Origin of the sequence: Paenibacillus algorifonticola, from assembly GCF_000971975.1 — a bacterium.
GTDB lineage: Bacteria > Bacillota > Bacilli > Paenibacillales > Paenibacillaceae > Pristimantibacillus > Pristimantibacillus algorifonticola.
Genome location: NZ_LAQO01000049.1, coordinates 33,984 through 57,078, shown reverse-complemented (window position 1 = coordinate 57,078; position 23,095 = coordinate 33,984). Strand labels below are relative to the sequence as shown.

Sequence of the window (23,095 nt, the reverse complement as noted above, 5' to 3'; positions counted from 1 at the left end):
AAGCTACATGATCTATTACAATCATTATCGAGGTCAATGGAACTTAAATAAGCTGCCGCCTGTACGGTAGACAGCAGCTTGAAGTCGCCTAACCTTTTTTTAATTGTCCTTTACAAGGGGTACATTTTACTCCGGGCGATGCCCATCAGGAGAAAGGTTCCTTGCCTTAGCTTGATCTGCTTACTTGTAACTGAAGTTCTTGTTTCAAATGCAGCTAGCCATGCAAGCTAAAAAATGCTTAATGAGCGGCGAGGAAAGCCGCTTCGTCGACTTCAATCTTTTGTACGATGTCGATTGTTCCGCCCGCTAGGCAAACATCGCCATCATAGAGAACGACGGCTTGACCGGGCGTGATCGCCTTTTGCGGCTGATCGAACGCAATATGTGCCGTTCCGTCAGCGCCAGGTGTCACGGTAACGCCTTGGTCTGCTTGGCGGTAGCGGAACTTGGCCGTGCAGCGGAAGGAGCCTTCCGGCTGCTGTGGTGCGATCCAGTTCATGCCGCTGGCGATTAGCCCTGTCGAATACATGCTCGGATGCTGCTCACCCTGCACCACATACAAAATATTGCGCTCCAAATCCTTGTCCGCAACGAACCATGGCTCGCCATTGCCGGAGCCGCCAATGCCAAGGCCTTGGCGCTGTCCGAGCGTATAATACATCAGGCCGTCATGCTTGCCTTTGACTTCTCCGCTGCGAATATCGACCATGTCGCCTTTCTGGGCTGGCAAATAGCCGCTCAGAAATTCCTTGAAATTGCGCTCGCCGATGAAGCAGACGCCGGTGCTGTCTTTTTTCTTCGCGGTGTACAAGCCTGCCTCCTCGGCAAGCCGTCTTACCTCGGGCTTAGGCAGATGGCCAATCGGGAACATCGCTTTCGCGAGCTGCTTCTGGTTCAGCGCACTGAGGAAATAAGTCTGGTCCTTGTTGCTGTCAACGCCGCGCAGCAGCTTCGTTTCGCCATCCGGCGTACGTTCTACGCGCGCGTAATGGCCTGTCGCCAAATAGTCGGCGCCCAGCTCATTCGCTTTTTTGAGAAAATCGCCGAACTTGATTTCCCGGTTGCACATCACGTCGGGATTCGGCGTACGGCCGCGTTTGTATTCATCCAGAAAATAAGTGAATACTTTATCGAAATATTGCTTCTCAAAATTAACCGTATAATACGGAATGCCGATCTGGTCGCATACGCGGCGAACGTCTTCCGCGTCTTCCTCTGCTGTGCAGTGACCAAATTCATCGGTATCATCCCAGTTTTTCATGAAAATGCCGACAACATCATAACCTTCCTGCTTAAGCAGCAGTGCGGTTACGGAAGAGTCTACACCGCCGGACATGCCGACAACGACTCTGGTTTCTTGTTTGGATTTTGCCATTTGCTCACACCGCCTTATATTCAAACTCTAAAACGAGTATCTCTCATTGTAGCATATATTTATCGCTGCACAAAAAACTTTTTTATGAAGAATAACAAGCTTTTCTCGCATGTTGAACGCACTATATGCTAACATAGAAGCTGTATGGGAATACCATGATTTAAACCCAGTCATGGATGGACTAGGCAATACAACTAATGAAAACGAGGTGCCCTTTTATGAAAATATCAACCAAAGGCCGTTATGGCCTCACGATAATGATGGAGCTTGCAGGAAAATTTGGCGAAGGCCCGATTTCTTTGAAAAGCATAGCTGAACGCAATAGTTTGTCTGAGCATTATTTGGAGCAGCTGGTTGCTCCGCTTCGCAACGCTGGACTTGTGAAAAGCATTCGCGGCGCCTACGGCGGCTACATTTTGTCCAAGGAGCCTGAGCATATTACAGCCGGAGATGTGATCCGCGTGCTGGAAGGCCCGATTTCCCCAGTAGATTTTACCGAAGAGGATGATCCAGCGAAGCGTGATCTGTGGCTGCGTATTCGTGACAGCATCGCCTCTGTACTAGATTCGACTACGCTTCAGGACATGGTCAGCTTCCAGGACCCGGGCAAAGCGGATAGCTATATGTTTTATATTTAGATACCTAAAACTTCATACTCAACATCTATTTAAACAGACTGGCTGAAATTCAATTCGCCGGTCTGTTTTTTGTTGCTTAAAAAGGGCGATGAAATCTGTAAAACTTAATTGTATTACATTATTTGCTTTTATAAAAGACTATTAATGCTTAATAATTTGTAATAAAGTTATTGAAAATGAATTTAGGAGCTGAGAATGTGGTTGGCAAATTCAAAAAAATAGGTTTATTTTTAATGGTTTTAAGTATGGTAGTTACGAGTGTGGTCTTGAACCCTAAAGCAGAAGCAGCAGAAACGACTTATGAATGGACCATTAAAGAAAGCATTACTTCACCAAGATCGTCGCCTGCCGTTGTGGAGTATAACGGAGAAATTTACATTTTCGGAGGAGCGGGTACCGGGCAGGAATCTTTTTACGGGACAGCAAGTAATCTTACTTATAAATATGATCCGGTTAGCGATACCTGGACAAGGCTGGCCGACATGAATACTGCAAGAGCCGCTTTTTCAGCAACTGTGTACCAGGACAAAATATATGTGATTGGCGGCTATGCTAGGAATACAGCTACAAGCAAAACGCCTAGAACGCAATCGGTTGAGATTTTTGATCCTTCAACGAATAGCTGGAGCACTGGGGTAGCTTTGCCTGCCGAAAGATCTTGGTCTGCAAGTGCTGTAATTAATGACAATCTTTATGTTTTTGGCGGCTCCGATGATAATAACAGCTACCAGAAAAACGTTTATATGCTCGATCTTGAGGCCAATAAATGGATAAATAAAACCAACCTGCCAGCTGCTCTTTTCAATATGGATGTTGTCCAAATAAACGGGAAAGTATATCTGTTCTCTGGCGAGGCTGTATACGAATATAAAGTTGACACGGATAGCTATAATAAATTAGCCACGATAAATGCTTCGAATTCTTACAATAATGTTGTAGCTGTGAATGGGGAAGTTTATGTGCTTTCCAACAACAAGGTGAGCAAATACAACTTTGAGACTAATACTTTAGAATCTGTAACGAATATGAATAGCACAAGAACGCAGTACGTATCGGCTGTTGTAAACAACAATATTTATGTCATTGGTGGTGTGTCAAATCAATCTCCATCAAAAGCTGTTGAAATGCTTTCCATTTATACCCCGGAGCCAACTCCAACGCCAGAGGTGACACCAACGCCGGAGCCAACGCCAACTCCGACCCCTGTAGTGACGCCGACGCCAACTCCGACCCCAGATACCAACGGCAGAGCTATTCTAATCATTACGATGACCAACGGCCTCGAAAAAGAGTATGATCTGTCAATGACTGAGGTTAATGCTTTTATCGACTGGTATGATGGGAAGGACCGCGGCATCGGAAAAGAACGGTACACCTTCAATAAAACATGGAATATGGGCCCCTTTAAAAGCAGAACGGATTACGTTATTTTTGATAAAATCCTTTTCTTCGAAGTGAATGAATATTGATTTTCAATTCTATCACGCCAGCCGAGAGGCTGGCGTGTTGTGTTGTTAGAGCCGTTGTCGTCTGCATAAAACGAAACAAAGGTTTTACTTTCTTTTTCAGTGCGAGCGGTAGTGCTTGTTGATTCGCCTTGTGCTATACTTTTGAGGATACGATGATAAGTTCTACTTTTATAATAGAAGGAGCTAGACAAGCTATGCACTATTTCGATCATGCCGCAACGACGCCGATGCATCCAGAAGTCGCGCGCGCGATGCTGGAAGTGATGCAGGGTCCGGGAGGCAATGCATCGAGCATGCATGCCTTCGGACGTGCAGCGCGGCAGCATATTAATCGTTCCCGTGACGGGATTGCTGCAGCTATCGGCTGCAAGCCTGCTGAGCTCGTATTTACGTCTGGCGGCACTGAGAGCAACAATATGGCGCTCAAGGGAGTTGCCCGCGCGCAGGCGATGCAAGGCAAAAACCATATTATTACAGCGGAGGCCGAACATCATGCGGTGCTGCATCCATGCGAAGCGCTTGCGCACGAAGGCTTCGAGCTGACGCTGCTTCCCGTTGACGAGCATGGGCAAGTGTCGCTTGCTGATGTGGCTGCGGCAATAAAGCCAAATACGGGGCTTATTAGCATTATGCACGGCAATAATGAGGTAGGAAGTATGCAGCCGATTGAAGACATCGGGCGCCTAGCGCATGAGCGAGGCGTTATTTTTCATGTCGATGCTGTGCAAGCGCTTGGGACAGCCCATTATCAGCTGAGTGAGCTGCCTGTCGATTTGATGAGCTTTTCCGCCCACAAAATCAATGGGCCGCAAGGAGTTGGCGCGTTATATATTGCTGCTGGCACCCCATTTGAGGCGACCTCGCAGGGCGGATCGCAAGAACGCAAGCGCCGTGCGGGCACTGAAAATGTCGCAGGCATTGTCGGTTTTGCCAAAGCTGTTGAAATTTGTGTGAACGAAGCGCAAAATAAGCAACTTTTTTTGAGCGAGCTTCGTATGGTATGGGTAGAGCTGCTTAGGAAAAATGTGGATATAGATATCGTCATCAATGGTGCGGAGCAGACGCTGCCGCATATCGTCAACATCAGCTTTATCGGGATAGATACCGAGACGATGCTGATGAATCTCGATATGGCAGGCATTGCAGCGGCAAGCGGATCGGCCTGTACGTCAGGGGCGCTGGAGCGTTCCCATGTTCTGCGGGCGATGAAGCTGCCGGAGGAAAGGCTGGCTTCCGCCGTAAGATTCAGCTTCGGTTTGGGGAATACTAAGGAGGAACTGGATGCCGCAGCGCAAAAAGTTGCAACGATTGTGCAGCGCATCCGTACTAACGCCTAGGAGGCTTCCCCGGCCGTGATTAAACTACAGCAATTGATCGGTCTGCCCGTGCTGGTCATTCATTCCGGCAAGCGCGAAGGTACGATCAAGGATGCGATTTTCGACTCCCACTGGAAAGTTACAGGACTCGTGCTCGAAAGCAGCGGCTGGTTCGTAAGTGTCGTCAAGACGGTGGACTGGAATGCGGTGCTGACATGCGGCGTAGACGCGATTATTATTTCCGACGAAGCAGCTGTGCAGAAAACAAAGCTTGAGCAGCTGGGCAGAACCTTTTGCACCAGTAAGATTCAGCTCAAGGGTATGCCCATGGTGACCGTACACGGCGTGATGCTTGGACAAGTATCGGACGTTTATTTTCATCCATTTATGGGTACACCAATAGTAGGCTTTGAGCTTACGGACGGTTTTATATCGGATCTGATGGAAGGGCGCAAGTGGCTCAGAGCCCCCGAGGATTCAAATGCCGTGCTGCTCGGGGAAGACGCGATTATCGTTCCTGCTGTCAGTGAAGCAGAATTGGAGCCTGTCGCAGCTTCCAATTCGAAGAATAGGGAGAAATGAAAGATGATGAGATGTCCCAACTGCAATTCGAAAGATATAGGCAAGATAGGTTCCCATCAGTTTTATTGCTGGGGCTGCTTCATTGAACTGACCGTCAACGGAGAGAAAATGTCCGTTTACCAAGTGGAAGAAGACGGGACGCTTAGTTCACTTGATGATCTGTTTTTTGAAGATGAAATGCCACAAATCCATGCAACTTAACGTAAGACGAATCGTTTAATTTGGCGAAGGTATATCCTTGAATTGAAATAAAATAGCAAAGCAACCTAGAGACGGATAAATTAAATTCCGTCTTTTTTTGCATTGTGTAAATTTTTTTTGAACAATTGTTTCACGATTCGACTGAACTTGACAAGAATACATATTTAAATTGGTACTTTTTTGCTATTCCTAATACGATAATTTTAATTTAAAATTGTAATTGTAGTTAAAATATGTAATAGGAGAGTGTTTTATGAAGGAAAATAAAGCGACGTGGGAGTCATCTGTTTCTACTGGTCTGGATAAGCCGGCTGGCACAACTCTTGTCAAATCCATAGGATGTGCAGCGTGTTGGGGAGCTAAAAGTATTTCTTTGACGCGTGCTTGCTTGCCTCCTACCCCTATTAATCTAGCGATATAGAAAACAGGGACACAGAAGAGACCGGAGTTAAGGTTTCTTCTGTGTCCAATTCATTATTCAATTATTTTTAAAAATAGAGATGAGGGATTAAATGGTAAATGATGTTGCTTCTGTCTCATACGAACCCAGTTACTTTCTTCATTTACAACCAGATGGAGCCATGCTGGTAGAGCGTAACAGCATGTATTATTTTCGTTTAAGCGGAACAGCTGTCCAATTGGCCTTATTGCTTGCCAAAACGAAAAGTGTAGAAAAAACCGCAAAAGTGTGGAGCAATATAAATGGAATACCGTTTAGTACAGAGCAATTAATCCATGAATTGAATCAGCATCCGCTCACCGAGAGCTGGATGCAAGGAGCTCTTGGAAAGCTTCGGCTTACAGGATCAACAAAATCTTATTTGCCAATTAGCTGTACACTTCAACTAACAAACGGCTGTAACTTATTTTGTTCTTTCTGTTACGCAAGCTCAGGCAAGCCTTTAGAACAGGAGCTGGCGGTTGAGGATTGGATGGAAATTTTACAGAAGCTTTCAGCGAGTGGCGTCTCGGATATCACCTTAACGGGGGGAGAAGCGAGGCTGGCAAAAGGATTTAAAAGAATCGTAACTACTGCTAGTATATTATTTACAAATGTACATTTATTTAGCAATGGTTTATATTGGAAGGATGATGAAATCGAGCTTATTAGCGCACTTGGCAATATTTTTGTGCAAGTTAGTGTTGATGGTTCAGCACATATACATGACAAACTGCGAGGGAAAAAAGGCGCTTACATAGAATCTATGAGAAACATAAAGCGATTAGCCGAAAGAGGGATACCGTGTCTAATCGCAATGACGGTTAATCCGCAAAATTATGAAGATATCCGTGCTGTTATTCAAGATGCTGTGCATGCTGGAGCCGCAGCCTTCAGAGCAGGTGTTACTTTACCAGTTGGCAGGGCTGACAATCATTATTTTGAACTGAGCAATGAGCAATATTTATACGTGGATGGCAGGTTAAAAGAAGCCGTTAGTGAGTGGGGTGATCGTATGCTTATTACCGATTGGGGAGATGAGGGAAATGAGGGGTGTAATGATTTTTGTACGCCAGGCTACTTAGCTTGGTATATTCGGGCAGATGGAGAGGTCACTCCTTGTCAAATTGAAGGGACCAGCATGGGTCATATTTTAAAAGACTCTCTCGATGATATTGGAACACCTGAGAGGCTGCTGCATGCGCGGAGAAATGCTACTTCTTGCAAGTGTATCGGCAAAGTCGAATTACCCAAAGAGGCGGATTTGCCTTTTGTTTAAATGGACGCTGCCTCCAAAGGAAGGCAATGCCGTTTACGCTTGATTAGGCTATAAAGAAAGGACTGAAGCAAAGAATGGTAACGATCCTCTTCATAGTTGCGGCGATTATTGGGCTTGTTTTGTTTATCAAAAATCGCCCTCGCTCTTACCCGTCTATATTAATGCCTAAAGATCAAGCTATTGCAGTTGCTGCAGATTATTTGCAAATGCTTTGCGGATTAGATGTTTCAGGATGGCGTGCATATGGTATGTATTGGAATGATCGAGAAACGGTAAATCGCTTGCATCATTTAAATATGCTGGATCGTCTTCGGTCGATTTTATATCAATGGGGGCTGGTGGAATCATGGAGAATCCGTTTCGTGAATCAAGGCAGCTCGGTAGCAGTAGGCATAAATGCGAAGGGTGAAATTACATTTTTGCATGTGGATGCAGGCGCACAGCGATTATCGTCTCCCCAGTCATTACTGACAAAGAAAACGCCAGCTGAAATTAAAACGATCCTTGACAGAAACAACAATGGACTATGGGGCAAAGCAAAAACAACAGGGGAAGGCATTCGTGAAGAGGATTTGTCTGATATTGTCACTTATTGGTATATGCTTGAGTCAGACGAGATAAGAATGAAGCTTTCCGTACAAACACAGGATAACTGTATCGTTCGTATACTTAGTGAAACGGATATCCTTACAGAAACGATGGGCAAAGTCGTCAGACAGGAATTTCGTGATTCTGCGCTTAATTTGTCCGGGTTTGTCGGCTCGTTTTTATCGACGATTGCTGGCGTTCTTCTGCTCATTTATGTGGAGGGCTCACATAATTCTATGCTTAGCTTAGGCATAGGCCTAGCCATTGCTGCTGCTGTCCTGCTTACGGTCAACAATGATATTTCGATGAGTATCGTTAATGCGTTTGATTCCCGTTTGACTATTAAATCGGTGTATACAATCGGAATTGTCTCAGCTGTTGTAGCAAGCATCGCTTATGGCAGTATGGCATTCATTACATCGCTTGCGGGGCTAAAATTAGCTGCTCAGCAGTCACTTTTGTTATTTAATGACGCACTCCTGCAAATTACGATAGGTTGTTGTTCAGCATTAGCTGCACTAGGGGTTTTTGCTTATTTATTTAAGCTTCTTGAATCGAGAGGTGTTGTTCGAATATCGCCAGAGCTTTCTGACCGTTCCATTTTTTTATCCGGCTTCAGGCTCAAGCAATGCCTAAGCATTAGTCTGCAAAGCTCTATTTTGGAAGAAATTGTTTTTCGGTTGTTGGGCATTTCAACGCTATTATGGTTTTTTCAAAATGAATGGCTTGCAGTCGCCATCACCTCGATCTTATGGGCATTTTTACACCAAGGAAGCGGGTATAATCCAGGATGGATTCGATGGGGTCAATTAGTAGTATTTGGAATTTTTTTAGGGTTCATATTTATTCATTATGGTTTTCTAGCGGTAGTGGTTGCTCATTTTGTTCATAATTTTGTTTTGCTCTTTATCCCGATTCTTTACTATAAACTACAGTTGAGGAGCACAATTGGGGTCAAGGCGGAGCCTGCTCCACACCACTCTTTCATCAATAAATAAGGAGGCAGCATATGGAGCAGCTGTTGCTTGTGCAGGATTTGGTCAAGCAATATCCCGGCAATGAAGGAGTCGATAACATTGGTTTTACGGTAGAACGAGGGGAAATTGTCGGTCTGCTTGGCGCGAATGGAGCTGGAAAAACGACAACCCTGCGGTGTATTGCAGGTCTCTATAAGCCCCAGAAGGGCACCATTACAATTGATGGGAATAAGGCGGGCTCTGAGCAAGCTCAAAGGCTGCTCTCCTTTATTCCTGATAGTCCCTCCCTGTATCCCATGCTCACAGTTGCTGAACATTTGCAATTTAAAGCCAAAGCTTTTCGTATTCCCCCGAAAAAGCTGGAGGAAGCCGTACTTTTAGCGCTTAAAGAGGTGAATCTGGAGTCATATGCAAACCGTCCTGCTGGCAATTTGTCAAGAGGCCAGAAACAGCGCGTCGTACTTGCAGCAGCTGTAATTCAACAGGCGGACTTATACTTGTTTGACGAGCCCACTGTGGGGCTTGATATTCCCTCTAAAGAATGGTTGGCGCAATGGCTCCTTAAGAATAGAGCCAACAACAAAAGCATTATCGTTTCCTCACATAGTCTTGAGTTTGTTATGGAAACAGCCCAGCGGGTTATTTTAATCAAAAAGGGCCGAATTGTCGCTGAAAGCATGGTCCCAAGCGATGAAGAACAGCGATTGCTCTGGAAAAAAGAAGTGATTGGGCAGCTAGGGGGTCATCTGCCAGATGATTAACCTTGCTGTCTTTTTGCTCAAAAATAGCACGAAGCAATGGCTAACGAATAAGAAGGGCAGCAAATTTATTATTATTGCACCGCTGCTCATTCTTGCATTGTTCACTTTGCTGCAAATGAATGTATTGTCCAAGCCAGAAGAGGCTACGGCACAACTTGTTGGTTGGGTTGTATTAGTTATTTTATTTGTTTTTATTCTCTTTGGCTTATTATCAAATAGGCTTCCTTCCCGTATGGAGGATGTCATGTGGATTTATATGCTGCCTATGTCAATGAGTCGCATCGTCTGGACATGCCTCTGCTGGCAGCTGCTGCTTCGAAGCAGCTTTTGGTTAGGCTCAGCCCTAATTGCAGATACGATTCGCTTTTTGTTGGGTCATACCTATGAGCATTTATTTTTCCAAGCATTCATGAGCTTGGCGGTTATAAGCTTGCTTGAAGTAGGGTTGTTTGCTGCCTCTTCATCGCGAGGGAAATGGGGAGTTTCGATAGCTGTTGGCATGGTCGGTGCAATTGGACTTGTGCTTACTGCGTTTTCTTTCTTTGTTACTCAAATGGAGAAATCTTTATTTCCTTCCATTACTGCGGCGATGGAGCTTCTTGCTTTTTATGTCGGCGCATTTATGATGGGGAAATTTCATCTTGAGGGGTTCCTGTTTGTAGTTGTCTTTATTGTACTGGCTATAGTCGTGATTCAGGCTGCGGCGAAGGGATTGGAATTAAAAGAGAAGCTGACAAGAGAAGCTGATTTTTGGTCTAGCTTCAGCAGCTTTAGTTCGTTGGCCGCTGCTGCGAAGGGGGGGGATCAAGCCAGCTATTGGGGCGGAAAAGCATGGACGGGGGTATTTTCCTTTGTCTGGTTCGAATGGGTTTTATGGCGCAAGCATCGTTCGGCTCTTGTTTTCCAATTCATAGCAGGGGCAGGTTTGGCCATTGTTATGGCTATCAAGTGGCCTTCATGGCTAATGATTTATTTTGGGATTATTTTAGCTTCGGCTTTAATAGGCGGTTTTTTCTCTGGTTTAATTAGACACGCGCAATCGGGAGATTTGCTGCTTTTACCCGGTTCTAGATTGAAAAAAATAGTTTTGCTTGAAATCGTAGATTTAATTCCACCTTTTGCAACCGTATGGCTCTACTACAGCATCAGTATAGCAATCGGTGCAAACCTGTCCTTAAAGCCAATAGCCTTTATAGGTTGGCTGCTTGTTCTTATTGTGGCCATAGCGTGTTTCCGCATAAGCCTCTTTGTCGATGTATTTCTCAAAAACCTAGATATATCTATGGGATCTTATTATAAGAGGCTGTTCATTTATAGTATAGCTATTGCTGGAATCATTTTTATATTATTATTCCTTGACTCAACCTTGATTGAGTTGTCCATCGGAATGCTCGTAGCAGCTGTTATGGCGACTGTAATCCTGTATGGAGTAATCCGTATATATACATATAAATGATATAAGGAGATGTGATTATGTCAGATTTGAAGCCAGTAGATGTCCAGATTATGAAGCTTGGCAGCTCAGATACTAGTGAGGCAATGGGGGCACTGCAGATATTGAAAAATCAAGGGGGACAAGTTATTCCAGCGCTTCTGGAGCAATTGAAGTCGGCGGATGATTCCATACGCACGATGATTGTTGTCGTGTTGGGGGAAATTGGCTATGAAGCTGCAGGCAGCGCTGAACAGGTGGCAGCACTTTTGCTTGAGAGCAATGAACAGCTCAGAATGGCTTCCGCTCTAACATTAACAAGAATTGGAAGTGAAAGTATTTCTCCTTTACTGAAGCTTCTTCATGTGGACAATCGTAAAGCGCAGTTCTGGGCAGCTTGGGCAATGTCCTTTCTAGATCCGGGACAGGTAGACGAACAAGCGATTGAATGTTTAAAGCAGCACCGGGAACAGCCTGATAGCCCGATAGAGGCGTTTGCTGCGGAAGAAGCGCTTGCAAAGGTTTTGGCTCGAAAAATCCAATCCTAATGTTTAAGGAGGGAGTACAGTGGATGCAGCGGTGGCACATAGCCCGAAATGGGAATGGGAGGATGAAGTAAACTGGTTGAACTGCAGCTACAGAAGCGATGAGTCAGAGGGTGACAAAAAGCTTTTTGTTTATTTATGGTCAATCAGCTGTGGCTATTGTAAAGAGATTATTCCAGATATTTTACAGATGCATCAGGATAATGCGTCTTTGTTTCAGCTTGTATCCATTCATGTGCCGATTAGCGACTCAGATTTAGATCGCGAAAAGGTACATGAAGTCGTAGGGAAGCTTGGAATCAATGGACCTGTGCTGCTTGATAATGAACATAGATGGATTTCTCTATATGAAAGTGAGGTACTTCCCTCATTTTATTTATACGATGCACAAGGCAAGTTGGTCAGTTCTAAAGTGGGAATCGGAAATATAAAATCCTATTTGAGCAGCCTGATACACGAATAGGCTGCTCAAATAGGATTTAACTAAAGAAGATAAATAACGGTTAGCCGAGCTCATGCCCGGTAACGAACAAATACAGCACAAGGAATAGATTAAGCGCCGTAATGATGCCGACGCACAGCCAAGCGAGCACTTTGACCCAGGGCTTGTTGGCGAACACGCCCATTTTGGTTCGGCTGCTTGTGAACAGCACGAGCGGAATAATCGCGAAGGGAAGCTGCAAGCTGAGAACGACTTGGCTCCACAGCAGCAGTTCTCCCGTTCCGCGCGTGCCGAACAGCCAAGTGACGATCAGCGCAGGGATGACAGCCAGCAGACGGGTCACAATACGGCGCAGCCAAGGCGGGATCGAAAATTTAATAAAACCTTCCATTACGATTTGCCCCGTTAAAGTCCCCGTAATCGTCGAGCTTTGGCCTGATGCGAGCAAAGCAACGGCGAATAAGGTGCTGGCAATGCTGACGCCAAGCGTCGGGCTAAGCAGCTGATAGGCACCTTCGATTTCCGTTACATTCAAGCCCGTTCCATAAAAGGCCGCAGCTCCCAAAATCAAAATGCTCGAGTTAATCAGAAAAGCTATCGTTAGCGAAACGCCGGAATCCCATTGGGAATATTTAATCGCTTCCCGCCGTCCTTTTTCCGTCCGTTCAAATTTTCTCGTTTGTATGATGGAGGAATGCAAATACAGATTATGCGGCATGACCGTTGCGCCAAGGATGCCAAGGGATACGAAGAGCATAGCCGGGCTGCTCACAATTTCAAACTTTGGCACATAGCCGGAAAGCACCGCTGATATATCCGGCCGCGAAATAATGACCTCGAACACAAAAACCCCGAATATTGTAGCCATCAGTACAATAATGAGCGATTCAATCAGTCGAAACCCTTTCTTCTGCAATAGCAGCAGCAAAAATACATCTAGCGTCGTAATGAGAATGCCGCCTATTAAGGGAAGGCCAAATAGCAAATTCAGCGCAATGGCGGAGCCGATAACCTCGGCAAGATCGGTTGCGATAATGGCAAGCTCGGCGAGCAGCCATAGGATGACAGCGCCTTTCATGCCGACGGAGTCGCGGGTCGCTTGTGCAAGATCGCGGCCGGTAACGATGCCGAGCCTTGCAGACAGATTTTGCAGCAAAATCGCAATTAAATTGGCGATAAGAATAACGGCAAGCAGCGTATAGCCGAATCTTGCGCCGCCTGCTATAGACGTTGCCCAGTTGCCGGGATCAATATATCCAACGGCGACCAGCATGCCGGGGCCAGCGAAGGCGAGAAATTTGCGAAAGCCGCTTGCATTTTTCGGTATATGAATAGAGGAGTTAACCTCTTCAAGGCTGACACTTCCACTCGCGCGGAGCCAGCCAGACTTTTTATCCAGTTGATCGGACTGTGTGCTCATAAAAACCCTTCTTTCGTTTACGCTCAGATGTCGGAGCTGATGCATTTGTTTGTGCCATGAAACAATATTGCTCCTGGGAAACATTTTTGTCAATGAAAAATGTTAAGTGCTAAAGTTTTTTTAAAATCCCTTGTACTTAGTGTATGACCCTTAAAGTTACCTTTCCCATTCAGCATGGATGATTTTCCCCGCTTGTACATATACTGTAGCAGATTGGCCTATGGGCCTATCTGGTAAGCGAGCGGGGGTGAGGGAAAGTGGAACGGTTCACAAAAAGCCGTCTGTTTGTGTGGTTGGTCTATGTGATTCTAGGCTTGCTGGCGCTTTATTTGCTCATATTGGTCAAGCCGATGTTTATGCATATTTATTTTTTTCTGAAGGCGATACTTGCGCCATTTATCGTAGCCATGATTATTTCCTACGTGCTGAATCCGGTTGTTACGATGCTGCATGAACGTAAAGTTCCGCGAACGATGGCTGTACTGCTCATCTATACGGTATTTTTCACGGCGCTGACGGTGCTGCTGGTCAATGTTATTCCGATGCTGGCGATGCAGGTGCAGGAGCTGAATGAGCGGGTTCCGGATCTGACGATGAAGGCGCAAAGCTTGGTGTCGGACATTAACAATACGTCGTTTCTGCCGGACAGCCTGCGCGATGGCATGAACCAGTCGCTGCTACATATGGAGCGGAAGCTGTCGGAAACGCTGATCCATTTTATCAATAATATTGGCTCAGTGCTGAATACGGTGTTTATTGCGTTTATTGTGCCGTTTCTAGCGTTCTACATCTTGAAAGACTTTGAGGTGTTCGAGCGGACGATCATTATGTATGTGCCTAAATCGCATCGTCAAAATACGGTTCGGCTGATGAAGGATATTGACTCGGCGCTCGGCAGCTACATACGCGGGCAGTTCCTCGTCTGTCTGATCGTCGGCGTGCTCGCCTATACCGGCTATACGATCATTGGAATGGAATATGCGCTGCTGCTTGCCGGCATTGTAGCGATTACGAACATTATTCCTTACTTGGGCCCGTTTCTGGGGGCAATTCCAGCGATTCTAATGGCCTCGACCATATCGGTCAAAATGATGATTCTCGTCGCGGTGATCAATACGCTTTGCCAAATTTTAGAGGGCAACATCATTTCCCCGCAGGTGGTGGGGAGGACGCTGCATATGCATCCGCTGGCGATTATTTTCGCCCTGCTGGTTGGAGGAGAGGTGGCTGGTGTGGCGGGTATGATTCTCGCCGTTCCGATTTTCGCGGCGCTAAAGGTCATCGTCCAGCATATGTTTGCTTATTATGTGCGGCGAAAGATTATTTGACAGCGGGCCTTGCTGCCGATATACTCATTTTTAGTACAACTCAAGCAAAAACGACTTCGTCGTCCTTCTGGGACGAGCGAAGAGCTTTGTCGGAGAAATATAAGCCTATGTATAAGTGCAAAACTTATAAATTCTTATATTTTAAATGGAAATCGTTGATGAAAAGGAAGTAAGCTATAGACCGTCAATCAGAGAGGAAGCTTCTTCGCCGTTATCCGGCGTTGGCTGCAAGAGCTTTTATGGCGAAGGATGGCTGAAAGCTGCTTTCGGAGTGTGAATGAACTTCACCGGGAGGACCCGTTATCGTCCATACGAGGAGATTGCTGCTGCATTGCTGTGCCGCTAGATAATAGGGCAAGGCTGATGCCGGCGATAACCAGGGTGGTACCGCGAGTTTTCGTCCCTGTCATAACTGACAGGGACTTTTTGCTGTTTTAAAGCAGGTTTGGCCACAAAATGCAGGCGCAAATAACGAAACTTATTGGAGGCGTATCAACTATGAAGGCTAGTGAAATTCGGGCAAAATGGCTTGCTTTTTTCGAAAGCAAAGGACATACTATCGAGCCGAGCGCATCGCTCGTGCCGCACAACGATCCATCGCTGCTATGGATTAACGCAGGCATGGCGCCGCTGAAAGCTTATTTTGACGGACGTGTCATTCCGGAAAATCCACGGATTACGAATTCGCAGAAGTGCATTCGCACCAACGATATCGAAAATGTCGGCAAAACGCGCCGCCACCATACGTTTTTCGAAATGCTCGGCAATTTCTCCATCGGCGATTATTTCAAGGAAGAAGCGATTACTTGGGCTTGGGAGTTTCTAACGGGCAAGGAGTGGATCGGCTTCGATCCAGAGCGCCTTTCGGTCACGGTTTACCCGGAGGATGAGGAAGCTTACGAGTTCTGGAATAAAAAAATCGGCCTGCCAGAGGAGCGCATCTACAAGCTGGATGAAAACTTCTGGGATATCGGCGAAGGCCCATGCGGACCATGTACGGAAATTTTCTATGACCGCGGCGACAAATACGGCGATTTGAACGATCCAGAATGCTGGCCGGGCGGCGAAAACGAGCGTTTTCTGGAAGTATGGAACCTCGTATTCTCGCAGTTCAACCATAACAAGGACGGCAGCTATACGCCGCTTCCAAACAAAAACATCGATACAGGCGCAGGCCTGGAGCGTTTCGCTTCGATTTTGCAGGACGTAGATTCGAACTTTGATACCGATCTGTTCATGCCAATTATCGAGCGTACGTGTGAGCTTGCTGGCGTACAATATCATGTGAACGATGAGCATGATGTGGCGCTGAAAGTAATCGCCGACCATATTCGTACGGTTGCTTTCGCTGTAGGCGACGGCGTTATGCCTTCTAATGAAGGACGCGGCTACATTATCCGCCGTTTGCTCCGCAGAGCGGTTCGTTACGGAAAAACGATCGGCATCGACCGTCCATTCCTGCATGAGCTGACCGCTACTGTTGGCGAAGTGATGGGCGTATACTACGACGAGGTTGTGTCCAAACGCGAATTTATTGAGAAGGTTATCCGTACAGAGGAAGAACGTTTCCACGAGACGCTATCCGATGGGCTGGCTTTGCTCACGACGCTGGTAGACACGGCGCGCACAGCAGGCGGCAAGGAAATCGGCGGTGAGGATGCATTCCGTCTGTATGACACGTATGGCTTCCCGTTTGACCTGACTGAGGATTTTGCAGCGGAAAATGGCTTGACTGTTGACCGTGCAGGCTTTGACGCAGCCATGGAAGCGCAGCGTGAGCGGGCGCGGGCAGCTCGTCAGGATACAGGCGGCATGAAGATTCAAGGTGGCGCACTTGGCGAATTCACGGTTAAAAGCGAATTTGTTGGCTATAATGAATTGGTAATTGAATCAACAATTACGGCAATTGTGCAAGAGGATGCGCTGATTGACAGCGCAAGCGAAGGCAGCGAAGTGTTTGTGCTGCTTGACCGCACCCCGTTTTATGCAGAGAGCGGTGGACAAATTGGCGACCGCGGCATTATTTCGGGCCAAGGCTTCTCGCTGCAAGTGAAAGATGTGACGAAAGCGCCGCATGGCCAAAGCGTGCATCATGCGCTCGTTGTATCAGGCACAGTGAAGACGGGCGAGAAAGTACAGGCAGCTGTAGCGAAAGCGGTTCGTGAGGACGTCATTAAAAACCACACGGCGACCCATTTGCTTCATAAAGCGCTCAAGGAAGTGCTAGGTACTCATGTCAATCAGGCTGGTTCCCTTGTTGAGGCGGAGCGTTTGCGTTTTGACTTCTCCCATTTTGGCAGCATTACCGATGAGGAGCTTGTAGAAATCGAGCGCCGTGTAAATGAGCAAATTTGGAACAGCACCGATGTGACCATTACGAACAAGTCGCTTGCAGAAGCGAAGGAAATGGGCGCAATGGCATTGTTTGGTGAAAAATATGGCGATGTCGTCCGCGTCGTGCAAGTCGGCGACTACAGCCTTGAGCTATGCGGCGGCTGCCACGTAGCCAGCACTTCGCAAATCGGCGTGTTCAAGCTGGTCAGCGAAAGCGGAATTGGCTCCGGCGTGCGCCGGATTGAAGCTGTTACAGGCCGCCATGCTTACAGCTATACAGAAAGCCAGCTTGATTTGCTGGGGCAAGCAGCAGCATTGCTGAAATCGAGCAATGGGGATGTACCTAAGCGTATTGAAGCGCTGCATGTGCAGGTGAAGGAGCTTGGCCGCGAGAATGAATCACTGCAAGCGAAGCTGAGCAGGATCGAAGCAGGCTCACTTGAGCAGCAAGCGAAGCAGGTCGGCGAAATTACTGTGCTAAGCGCTCAAGTAAATGCGCCATCTATGGATGCGCTGCGCGGCATTTCTGATGAGCTGAAGCTTAAGCTGCCTTCGGCAGTCATTATTCTTGGCGCTGTACAGGAGGATAAAGTTAGCCTCGTAGCGTCGGTATCGGCGGATCTAGTGAAGAAAGGTCTTCACGCTGGCAAAATAATTAAAGAAGCAGCAGCAGTATGTGGCGGCAGCGGCGGTGGCCGTCCTGATATGGCGCAGGCAGGCGGCAAAGATGCTTCCAAATTGGAAGAAGCACTGAAACTTGCGGAAGAACTGGTTCTCGCCCAAGCAAATGTGATATGATGGAAATGTGTATCGATAGTAATCTCATTGAAATGTAGTTGGAAAGCGAGGTGCTGGCGATGAGTTCCATGGATAAAACGATGAAGTTTGATGTGTTGCCGGAAAGTTTGGAAACCTCCTCACAGGACATTTTGCTTACTGTTCATGAGGCACTTCTGGAGAAAGAGTACAATCCGATTAATCAGATTGTAGGCTATTTGCTCTCCGGTGATCCCGCTTATATTCCGCGGCACAACAACGCCAGGAGCCTGATTCGCAAGAAGGAACGCGATGAACTCATTGAAGAGCTTGTCCGGTTTTATTTGAACAATAAGAAAACATAATAGTCAGGAGCCGGACAAGCAATGAGAACAATGGGACTCGATTACGGCGATCGCAACATTGGTGTTGCGGTAAGCGATCCTTTTGGCTGGACTGCGCAAGGGGTCGAGGTCGTGAAGAAGCGCCGTGACAATGGTGAATTGGATCGGCTCGCCGAATTGGCGCAGCAGTATGAGGTTAGTGAGATCGTCTTGGGACTTCCGAAGAATATGAATAACACCATCGGTCCGCGAGGCGAAATTAGCATTGAATTTGCAGAGCAGCTTCGACAGAAACTACACTTGCCTGTTCACCTTTGGGACGAACGGTTGACTACTGTAGCCGCAGAGCGTACTCTCATAGAAGCGGATGTCAGCCGTAAGAAGCGAAAGCTGGTAGTGGACAAAATGGCGGCAACGCTCATTTTACAAAATTATCTCGATTCTAAGGGCTTGCGTCGAAACGAGTAGAAGCTGATTCGGCGCAATGCACAAAACGAAAAGGTGAGGGTTAAGATGACAAAGGATGATATGCAGTTCGAAGAGCCGGAAATTATTTATATTCCGGATGAAGACGGCAATGAAGAAGAATTCGAAGTCATCATGAAGTTTGAAGTGGATGGCTCTGATCAGAAATATATGATGGTCGTTCCGCTCGTTGGTGAGAGCGAAGAGGAAGATGAGGTTTACGCCTTCCGCTATGAGGAAGATGGAGACGATCTCAAGCTGTACACGATTGAAGACGAAGAAGAATGGAACATCGTGGAGGAGACGTTTAATACGCTGCTCGGCGAATTGGAGGAAGAAAATTAATGGATCAAGGCGAGGTACTGATCCCGCAGCCGCTTGAGCGGCTGCGGGAAGCCTTCGGTCCTCAAATCGAGCTGCTTGCGGGCGGCGGCGTTATGGAAACATTCGTCATCAAGGCGGAGTTTAGGCTCGGCTCCTACGTTTATGCTGCGCTCCAGTCGGAAGCGATGAAGGGCGAGGATGAAGTGGAGCTTTTCCGCGTCATTGGCGGTGCTGGCGAAGAGCCGGAGCTGGAAACGATTGAGGATGATGAAGAATGGGAACTGGCGTCCGAGGCTTATGACGATTTGTTATTTGCTGGCGATGAGCGACCTTAAGCAAGCTTTATTATACGTATACATCGAGAAAAAGAGCGGTGCACACCGCTCTTTTTCTCGACGTATTGGGGAATTAGGAGGAAAGCAGGTTGGACAACGCAAAGAGGCAGTCACCTAGGCCTAGCAAGGTTCGTATCGCTTTTTACGTATTTTTAAGCATTTTAGGCGTTATTACTACAGTGGTGGGCGGCGCATTTATTTATGTGTGGCTTCAATTAGAACCAACCAAGACGGCAGAGGCCAAGCAGATTGTTATTCCAAACAGCGCCTCAGCTAGCCAAATTTCCGATGTGCTTCAAGAGGAAGGGATTATTAAAAATGCCCTGATCTTTAAATATTATTTGAAGCTGGAGAAAGAAGGCGGCAAATTCCAGGCGGGCACGTATTCGATGAATCCCGGCATGGATAAGGCAGATGTCATTGCTATGCTGAACAGCGGCAGCACGGTCAAGCAGGAGACGATCCGGTTTACGATTCCTGAGGGACTTACGGTGCTGCAAATTGCCGATAAGCTGGCGGAAGAGAAGCTGATCGACAAGGATAAATTTTTGGAGCTGGCCGATAAACAGCAAACGTGGAGCAATGCGGAGGCGGTCAATGAAATTTCGGCTGATGCCAAGCTGCACCACCGGCTGGAAGGGTATTTGTTTCCGGAAACGTATGAAATGAAGAAGGGCAGTACGGAGCAGGAAATATTAAACCGTATGATTTCCGAGCTTGATGTCAAGCTTGCCCAGCTTCCGAAGGATTGGACCATTCAACTGGAAAAACGCAAGCTGACGATTCATCAGCTGCTTACGATTGCTTCACTGGTCGAGCGTGAGGTGGTCGTTGACGAGGAGCGTGCGACAGTTGCGAGCGTTATATATAATCGCCTGAACAAGCCGATGAAGCTTCAGATTGATGCAACGGTGCAATACGCACTGGATAAGCCGAAGGAACGCTTGTATAATAAGGATCTCAAAGTAGACAGCCCTTATAACACCTATTTGGTAGATGGGCTCCCGCCGGGACCGATTGCGGCACCAAGCCTTAGCTCGATCAAAGCGGCGCTTTATCCGCAGGATACGGAATATTTTTTCTATGTAACGAAGAAAGATGGAACGGGACAGCATCTGTTTGCTAAAACCTTTAGCGAGCATAACAATAATATTGCTAACAGCAACAAGACTGCGCAGTCTAAGTAAGGAGTGTAAGGAACATGGCTGTAAAGCCCGAATTATTAACAACAGCTTCATCTTTGGAAGAGCTGGAGCGCCTGATTGCTGCCGGAGCTGATGCTTTCCTGATTGGAGAAGCTCGCTACGGCATGCGGCTTGCAGGACAATTTGATCTGGATATGATCAAGCAAGCCGTGAAGCTGGCGGCGCCTCAGGGCGTAAACATTTATGTATCGGTAAATAATTTGATCGAAAATAAAGTCGTTGAGTCTTTGCCTAGTTATTTGCAGGCACTGGCTGAAGCTGGGGTAAACGGCGTTATGTTTGGTGACCCGGCTGTATTAATGGCTGCACGGAGTGCTGCTCCTAATATGCCGCTGCATTGGAATGCCGAGATGACGTCAACGAACTATGCGACTGCTGAATATTGGAGAAAACGCGGCGCTACGCGGTTCGTGCTCGCCCGCGAGCTGAATATGGAGCAGGTCATTGAAATCAAAGAAAACTCTACGATGCCAATCGAGGTGCAGGTTCATGGCTTGACGAATATTTATCATTCCAAGCGTTCGCTCGTCAACAGCTATTTGGATCATCAGGAAGACTCCGGCAAGCTTGGCAGCGCCAGCAAGGAGCAAGGACTGTACGTGATGGAGGCTGAGCGCAAAGACGAGCGGTTCCCTATTTATGAGGATGCCAACGGCACGCATATTTTGAGCTCGGATGATATTTGCATGCTGGAAAACTTGCATGAGCTGATGGAAATCGGCGTGGAGAGCTTGAAGATTGAAGGGCTGCTCAAGTCGGTGGAATACAATGAAATCGCAGTGCGGGCTTATCGCAACGTCATTGACGCTTATATGGCTGATCCGGAAGGCTATCGTTTTCAGGATGAGTGGCTGGAGCCGATTACAGAAGCGCAAGATCAGAAGCGTGAGCTGAGCTTTGGTTTCTTTTATAAAGAACAGGTGTATTGAGTAATAGAGCAGGAGGTGCAGCAACTATGACAGTCGCAGAAAGCACGTATTCAGGGGCGACGAGCTCGGTGAAAACCCGCTATCAGGGGAAACGCCATAGACTCGATCGTCCCGAGCTGCTTGCCCCGGCAGGCAATTTGGAAAAGTTGAAATTCGCCATCCATTATGGCGCAGACGCTGTATACATTGGCGGACAAAAATACGGCCTTCGTTCCAACGCAGGCAATTTCAGCTTTGAGGAAATGCGAGAAGGCGTCGAGTTTGCCAATCGCTATGGTGCGAAGGTGTTCGTTGCTACGAATATTTACGCACATAATGAGGACATCGGCGGGCTTGAGGAGTATTTGCGCAATTTGGAGGAAGTCGGCATTTCAGCGATTATCGTAGCTGACCCGATTATTATTGAGACGGCTGCGCGAGTAGCTCCTAAGCTGGAAGCGCATCTGAGCACTCAGCAATCAACGCTCAACTGGCAGGCGGTACAGTTTTGGAAGGAAGAAGGATTGCCGCGCGTCGTTCTTGCCAGAGAAACGAGCTTTGAAGAAATCGCAGAAATCAAAAAGCATGTCGATATTGAAATTGAAGCCTTTATTCATGGCGCGATGTGTTCTTCATTTTCTGGCCGCTGTGTACTCAGCAATCACTTCACCGATCGGGACTCCAACCGTGGAGGCTGCTCGCAGTCGTGCCGCTGGAAATACGATTTGTTCGTTGATGATATGCCGATGTATCCCGAAGGCGAAGATCAATTCACGATGGGCTCTAAAGACCTGTGCATGATTGAATATTTGCCGGAGCTGATTGATGTTGGCGTAGACAGCTTCAAAATTGAAGGCCGCATGAAGAGCATTCATTATGTTGCTACTGTTGTAAATGTGTATCGTCAGGCGATTGATTCCTATTTTGAAGATCCGGAAAATTTCGTACTGAAGCAAGAATGGCTGGATGAAATTTTCAAAGCGGCGAACCGTCCGCTCAACACGGGATTTTTCCTCGATACACCGGGGGCAGAGGATCATATTTATGAGCCGGAAGATAAGCCAGCCCCTTATGATTTTGCCGGAGTTGTTTTGGAATACAACGAAGAGACTGGAATTGCGGTTGTGCAACAGCGCAATTACTTCAAACTGGGACAGGAAGTCGAGTTTGTAGGACCCGGCGGCCGCTTCTTCAAGCAGACGATTACGCAGATGACCGATGACAAGGGACAAGAGCTGGATGCTGCAAGGCACCCGCTTCAGCGCATCCATATTAGGACGCTTGCTCCTGTTGAACCAATGGATATGCTGCGTAAACTAATGATAAAAAAATAACTAGAACTACGACACTGTTTTCGTTTTTCGAAAGCAGTGTTTTTTTTATTATTTATTAATTATTTGTGATATGAAAACCGATATATAGAATTAGGGGCTACATAAGAAAAGAGAGTACAAGGATTCATTGACAACATATTGAACGCTTCTAGAGACCTAGTCTGTAACAAATAAAAAAGGCGGTGTCATCATTGAAAAAAAATGAGGACAAAACTCAGTCGAAGAAAATTACAATGAAAAAAGCAGAAGCAGGAAAAACTATGAAAGCCCTTTCCCGTTTCTGGAGCGGATCTAAGCC

The 23,095-nt window shown here is 46.8% G+C and carries 23 protein-coding genes; 21 read left to right on the top strand and 2 right to left on the bottom strand.

The window, feature by feature from the left end:
• Nucleotides 1-238: 238 nt before the first annotated feature.
• The gene (mnmA, locus tag WH37_RS30390; protein ID WP_046234405.1) at nucleotides 239-1,375 is read right to left on the bottom strand and encodes a tRNA 2-thiouridine(34) synthase MnmA; all 1,137 of its coding nucleotides are present in this window, start codon (nucleotides 1,373-1,375) and stop codon (nucleotides 239-241) included.
• A 218-nt stretch (nucleotides 1,376-1,593) separates the two neighbouring features.
• On the opposite strand from mnmA, the gene cymR reads away from it, so the two are divergent.
• The 12 genes from cymR to WH37_RS30335 all read left to right on the top strand — a co-directional run bounded on the left by cymR (nucleotide 1,594) and on the right by WH37_RS30335 (nucleotide 12,065).
• Nucleotides 1,594-2,013, top strand: a complete 420-nt coding sequence (gene cymR, locus WH37_RS30385) for a cysteine metabolism transcriptional regulator CymR (protein WP_046234404.1) — start codon at nucleotides 1,594-1,596, stop codon at nucleotides 2,011-2,013.
• 197 nt (nucleotides 2,014-2,210) lie between these two features.
• Complete coding sequence (locus WH37_RS30380) at nucleotides 2,211-3,482, top strand: Kelch repeat-containing protein (protein WP_046234403.1); 1,272 nt, start codon at nucleotides 2,211-2,213, stop codon at nucleotides 3,480-3,482.
• Between the two features lie 194 nt (nucleotides 3,483-3,676).
• A complete protein-coding gene (locus tag WH37_RS30375; RefSeq protein ID WP_046234402.1) occupies nucleotides 3,677-4,819 on the top strand; it encodes a cysteine desulfurase family protein in 1,143 nt (380 codons plus the stop codon).
• A gap of 15 nt (nucleotides 4,820-4,834) precedes the next feature.
• Nucleotides 4,835-5,380, top strand: a complete 546-nt coding sequence (locus WH37_RS30370) for a PRC-barrel domain-containing protein (RefSeq protein WP_052737344.1) — start codon at nucleotides 4,835-4,837, stop codon at nucleotides 5,378-5,380.
• Between the two features lie 3 nt (nucleotides 5,381-5,383).
• The gene (locus WH37_RS30365) at nucleotides 5,384-5,581 is read left to right on the top strand and encodes a hypothetical protein (RefSeq protein ID WP_046234401.1); all 198 of its coding nucleotides are present in this window, start codon (nucleotides 5,384-5,386) and stop codon (nucleotides 5,579-5,581) included.
• Nucleotides 5,582-5,834: 253 nt separating this feature from the next.
• Nucleotides 5,835-6,002, top strand: a complete 168-nt coding sequence (gene skfA, locus WH37_RS35115) for a sporulation killing factor (protein WP_074905031.1) — start codon at nucleotides 5,835-5,837, stop codon at nucleotides 6,000-6,002.
• A gap of 91 nt (nucleotides 6,003-6,093) precedes the next feature.
• Nucleotides 6,094-7,299 carry a sporulation killing factor system radical SAM maturase gene (gene skfB, locus WH37_RS30360; RefSeq protein ID WP_046234400.1) on the top strand — a complete coding sequence of 402 codons (1,206 nt, stop codon included), beginning with the start codon at nucleotides 6,094-6,096 and terminating at the stop codon, nucleotides 7,297-7,299.
• A gap of 74 nt (nucleotides 7,300-7,373) precedes the next feature.
• Nucleotides 7,374-8,885, top strand: coding sequence for a CPBP family intramembrane glutamic endopeptidase (locus tag WH37_RS30355; RefSeq protein WP_052737342.1), 1,512 nt, complete (start codon nucleotides 7,374-7,376; stop codon nucleotides 8,883-8,885).
• 11 nt (nucleotides 8,886-8,896) lie between these two features.
• Nucleotides 8,897-9,625, top strand: coding sequence for an ABC transporter ATP-binding protein (locus WH37_RS30350; RefSeq protein WP_046234399.1), 729 nt, complete (start codon nucleotides 8,897-8,899; stop codon nucleotides 9,623-9,625).
• Nucleotides 9,618-11,081 (top strand): sporulation killing factor system integral membrane protein, encoded by a 1,464-nt coding sequence (skfF, locus tag WH37_RS30345; RefSeq protein WP_046234398.1) that lies wholly within the window; start codon nucleotides 9,618-9,620, stop codon nucleotides 11,079-11,081. Before WH37_RS30350 ends, skfF begins: the two co-directional genes overlap by 8 nt.
• A 17-nt stretch (nucleotides 11,082-11,098) precedes the next feature.
• Nucleotides 11,099-11,605, top strand: coding sequence for a HEAT repeat domain-containing protein (locus WH37_RS30340; protein ID WP_046234397.1), 507 nt, complete (start codon nucleotides 11,099-11,101; stop codon nucleotides 11,603-11,605).
• Between the two features lie 19 nt (nucleotides 11,606-11,624).
• Nucleotides 11,625-12,065 (top strand): TlpA family protein disulfide reductase, encoded by a 441-nt coding sequence (locus WH37_RS30335; protein WP_046234396.1) that lies wholly within the window; start codon nucleotides 11,625-11,627, stop codon nucleotides 12,063-12,065.
• Nucleotides 12,066-12,105: 40 nt separating this feature from the next.
• Here WH37_RS30335 and WH37_RS30330 read toward each other — a convergent pair whose 3' ends face one another.
• Nucleotides 12,106-13,464, bottom strand: a complete 1,359-nt coding sequence (locus WH37_RS30330; protein WP_046234395.1) for an Nramp family divalent metal transporter — start codon at nucleotides 13,462-13,464, stop codon at nucleotides 12,106-12,108.
• Between the two features lie 257 nt (nucleotides 13,465-13,721).
• Here WH37_RS30330 and WH37_RS30325 point away from each other — a divergent pair, with 257 nt between their 5' ends.
• From WH37_RS30325 to WH37_RS30285, 9 genes are all read left to right on the top strand, one after another.
• The gene (locus WH37_RS30325) at nucleotides 13,722-14,792 is read left to right on the top strand and encodes an AI-2E family transporter (RefSeq protein WP_046234394.1); all 1,071 of its coding nucleotides are present in this window, start codon (nucleotides 13,722-13,724) and stop codon (nucleotides 14,790-14,792) included.
• Nucleotides 14,793-15,290: 498 nt separating this feature from the next.
• Complete coding sequence (gene alaS / locus WH37_RS30320; RefSeq protein ID WP_046234393.1) at nucleotides 15,291-17,924, top strand: alanine--tRNA ligase; 2,634 nt, start codon at nucleotides 15,291-15,293, stop codon at nucleotides 17,922-17,924.
• 59 nt (nucleotides 17,925-17,983) lie between these two features.
• Nucleotides 17,984-18,247 (top strand): IreB family regulatory phosphoprotein, encoded by a 264-nt coding sequence (locus WH37_RS30315; RefSeq protein WP_046234392.1) that lies wholly within the window; start codon nucleotides 17,984-17,986, stop codon nucleotides 18,245-18,247.
• Nucleotides 18,248-18,268: 21 nt separating this feature from the next.
• The gene (gene ruvX, locus WH37_RS30310; RefSeq protein ID WP_046234391.1) at nucleotides 18,269-18,694 is read left to right on the top strand and encodes a Holliday junction resolvase RuvX; all 426 of its coding nucleotides are present in this window, start codon (nucleotides 18,269-18,271) and stop codon (nucleotides 18,692-18,694) included.
• Nucleotides 18,695-18,739: 45 nt separating this feature from the next.
• Complete coding sequence (locus WH37_RS30305; protein ID WP_046234390.1) at nucleotides 18,740-19,036, top strand: DUF1292 domain-containing protein; 297 nt, start codon at nucleotides 18,740-18,742, stop codon at nucleotides 19,034-19,036.
• Nucleotides 19,036-19,350, top strand: a complete 315-nt coding sequence (locus WH37_RS30300; RefSeq protein ID WP_046234389.1) for a DUF1292 domain-containing protein — start codon at nucleotides 19,036-19,038, stop codon at nucleotides 19,348-19,350. The genes WH37_RS30305 and WH37_RS30300 overlap by 1 nt, the downstream gene beginning before the upstream one ends.
• An 89-nt stretch (nucleotides 19,351-19,439) precedes the next feature.
• A complete protein-coding gene (gene mltG / locus WH37_RS30295; protein WP_046234388.1) occupies nucleotides 19,440-20,537 on the top strand; it encodes an endolytic transglycosylase MltG in 1,098 nt (365 codons plus the stop codon).
• A 14-nt stretch (nucleotides 20,538-20,551) separates the two neighbouring features.
• On the top strand, nucleotides 20,552-21,484 hold the full coding sequence (locus tag WH37_RS30290; RefSeq protein ID WP_046234387.1) for a peptidase U32 family protein: 933 nt from the start codon (nucleotides 20,552-20,554) through the stop codon (nucleotides 21,482-21,484).
• A gap of 26 nt (nucleotides 21,485-21,510) precedes the next feature.
• Complete coding sequence (locus WH37_RS30285; RefSeq protein ID WP_046234386.1) at nucleotides 21,511-22,797, top strand: peptidase U32 family protein; 1,287 nt, start codon at nucleotides 21,511-21,513, stop codon at nucleotides 22,795-22,797.
• Nucleotides 22,798-23,095 lie beyond the last annotated feature (298 nt).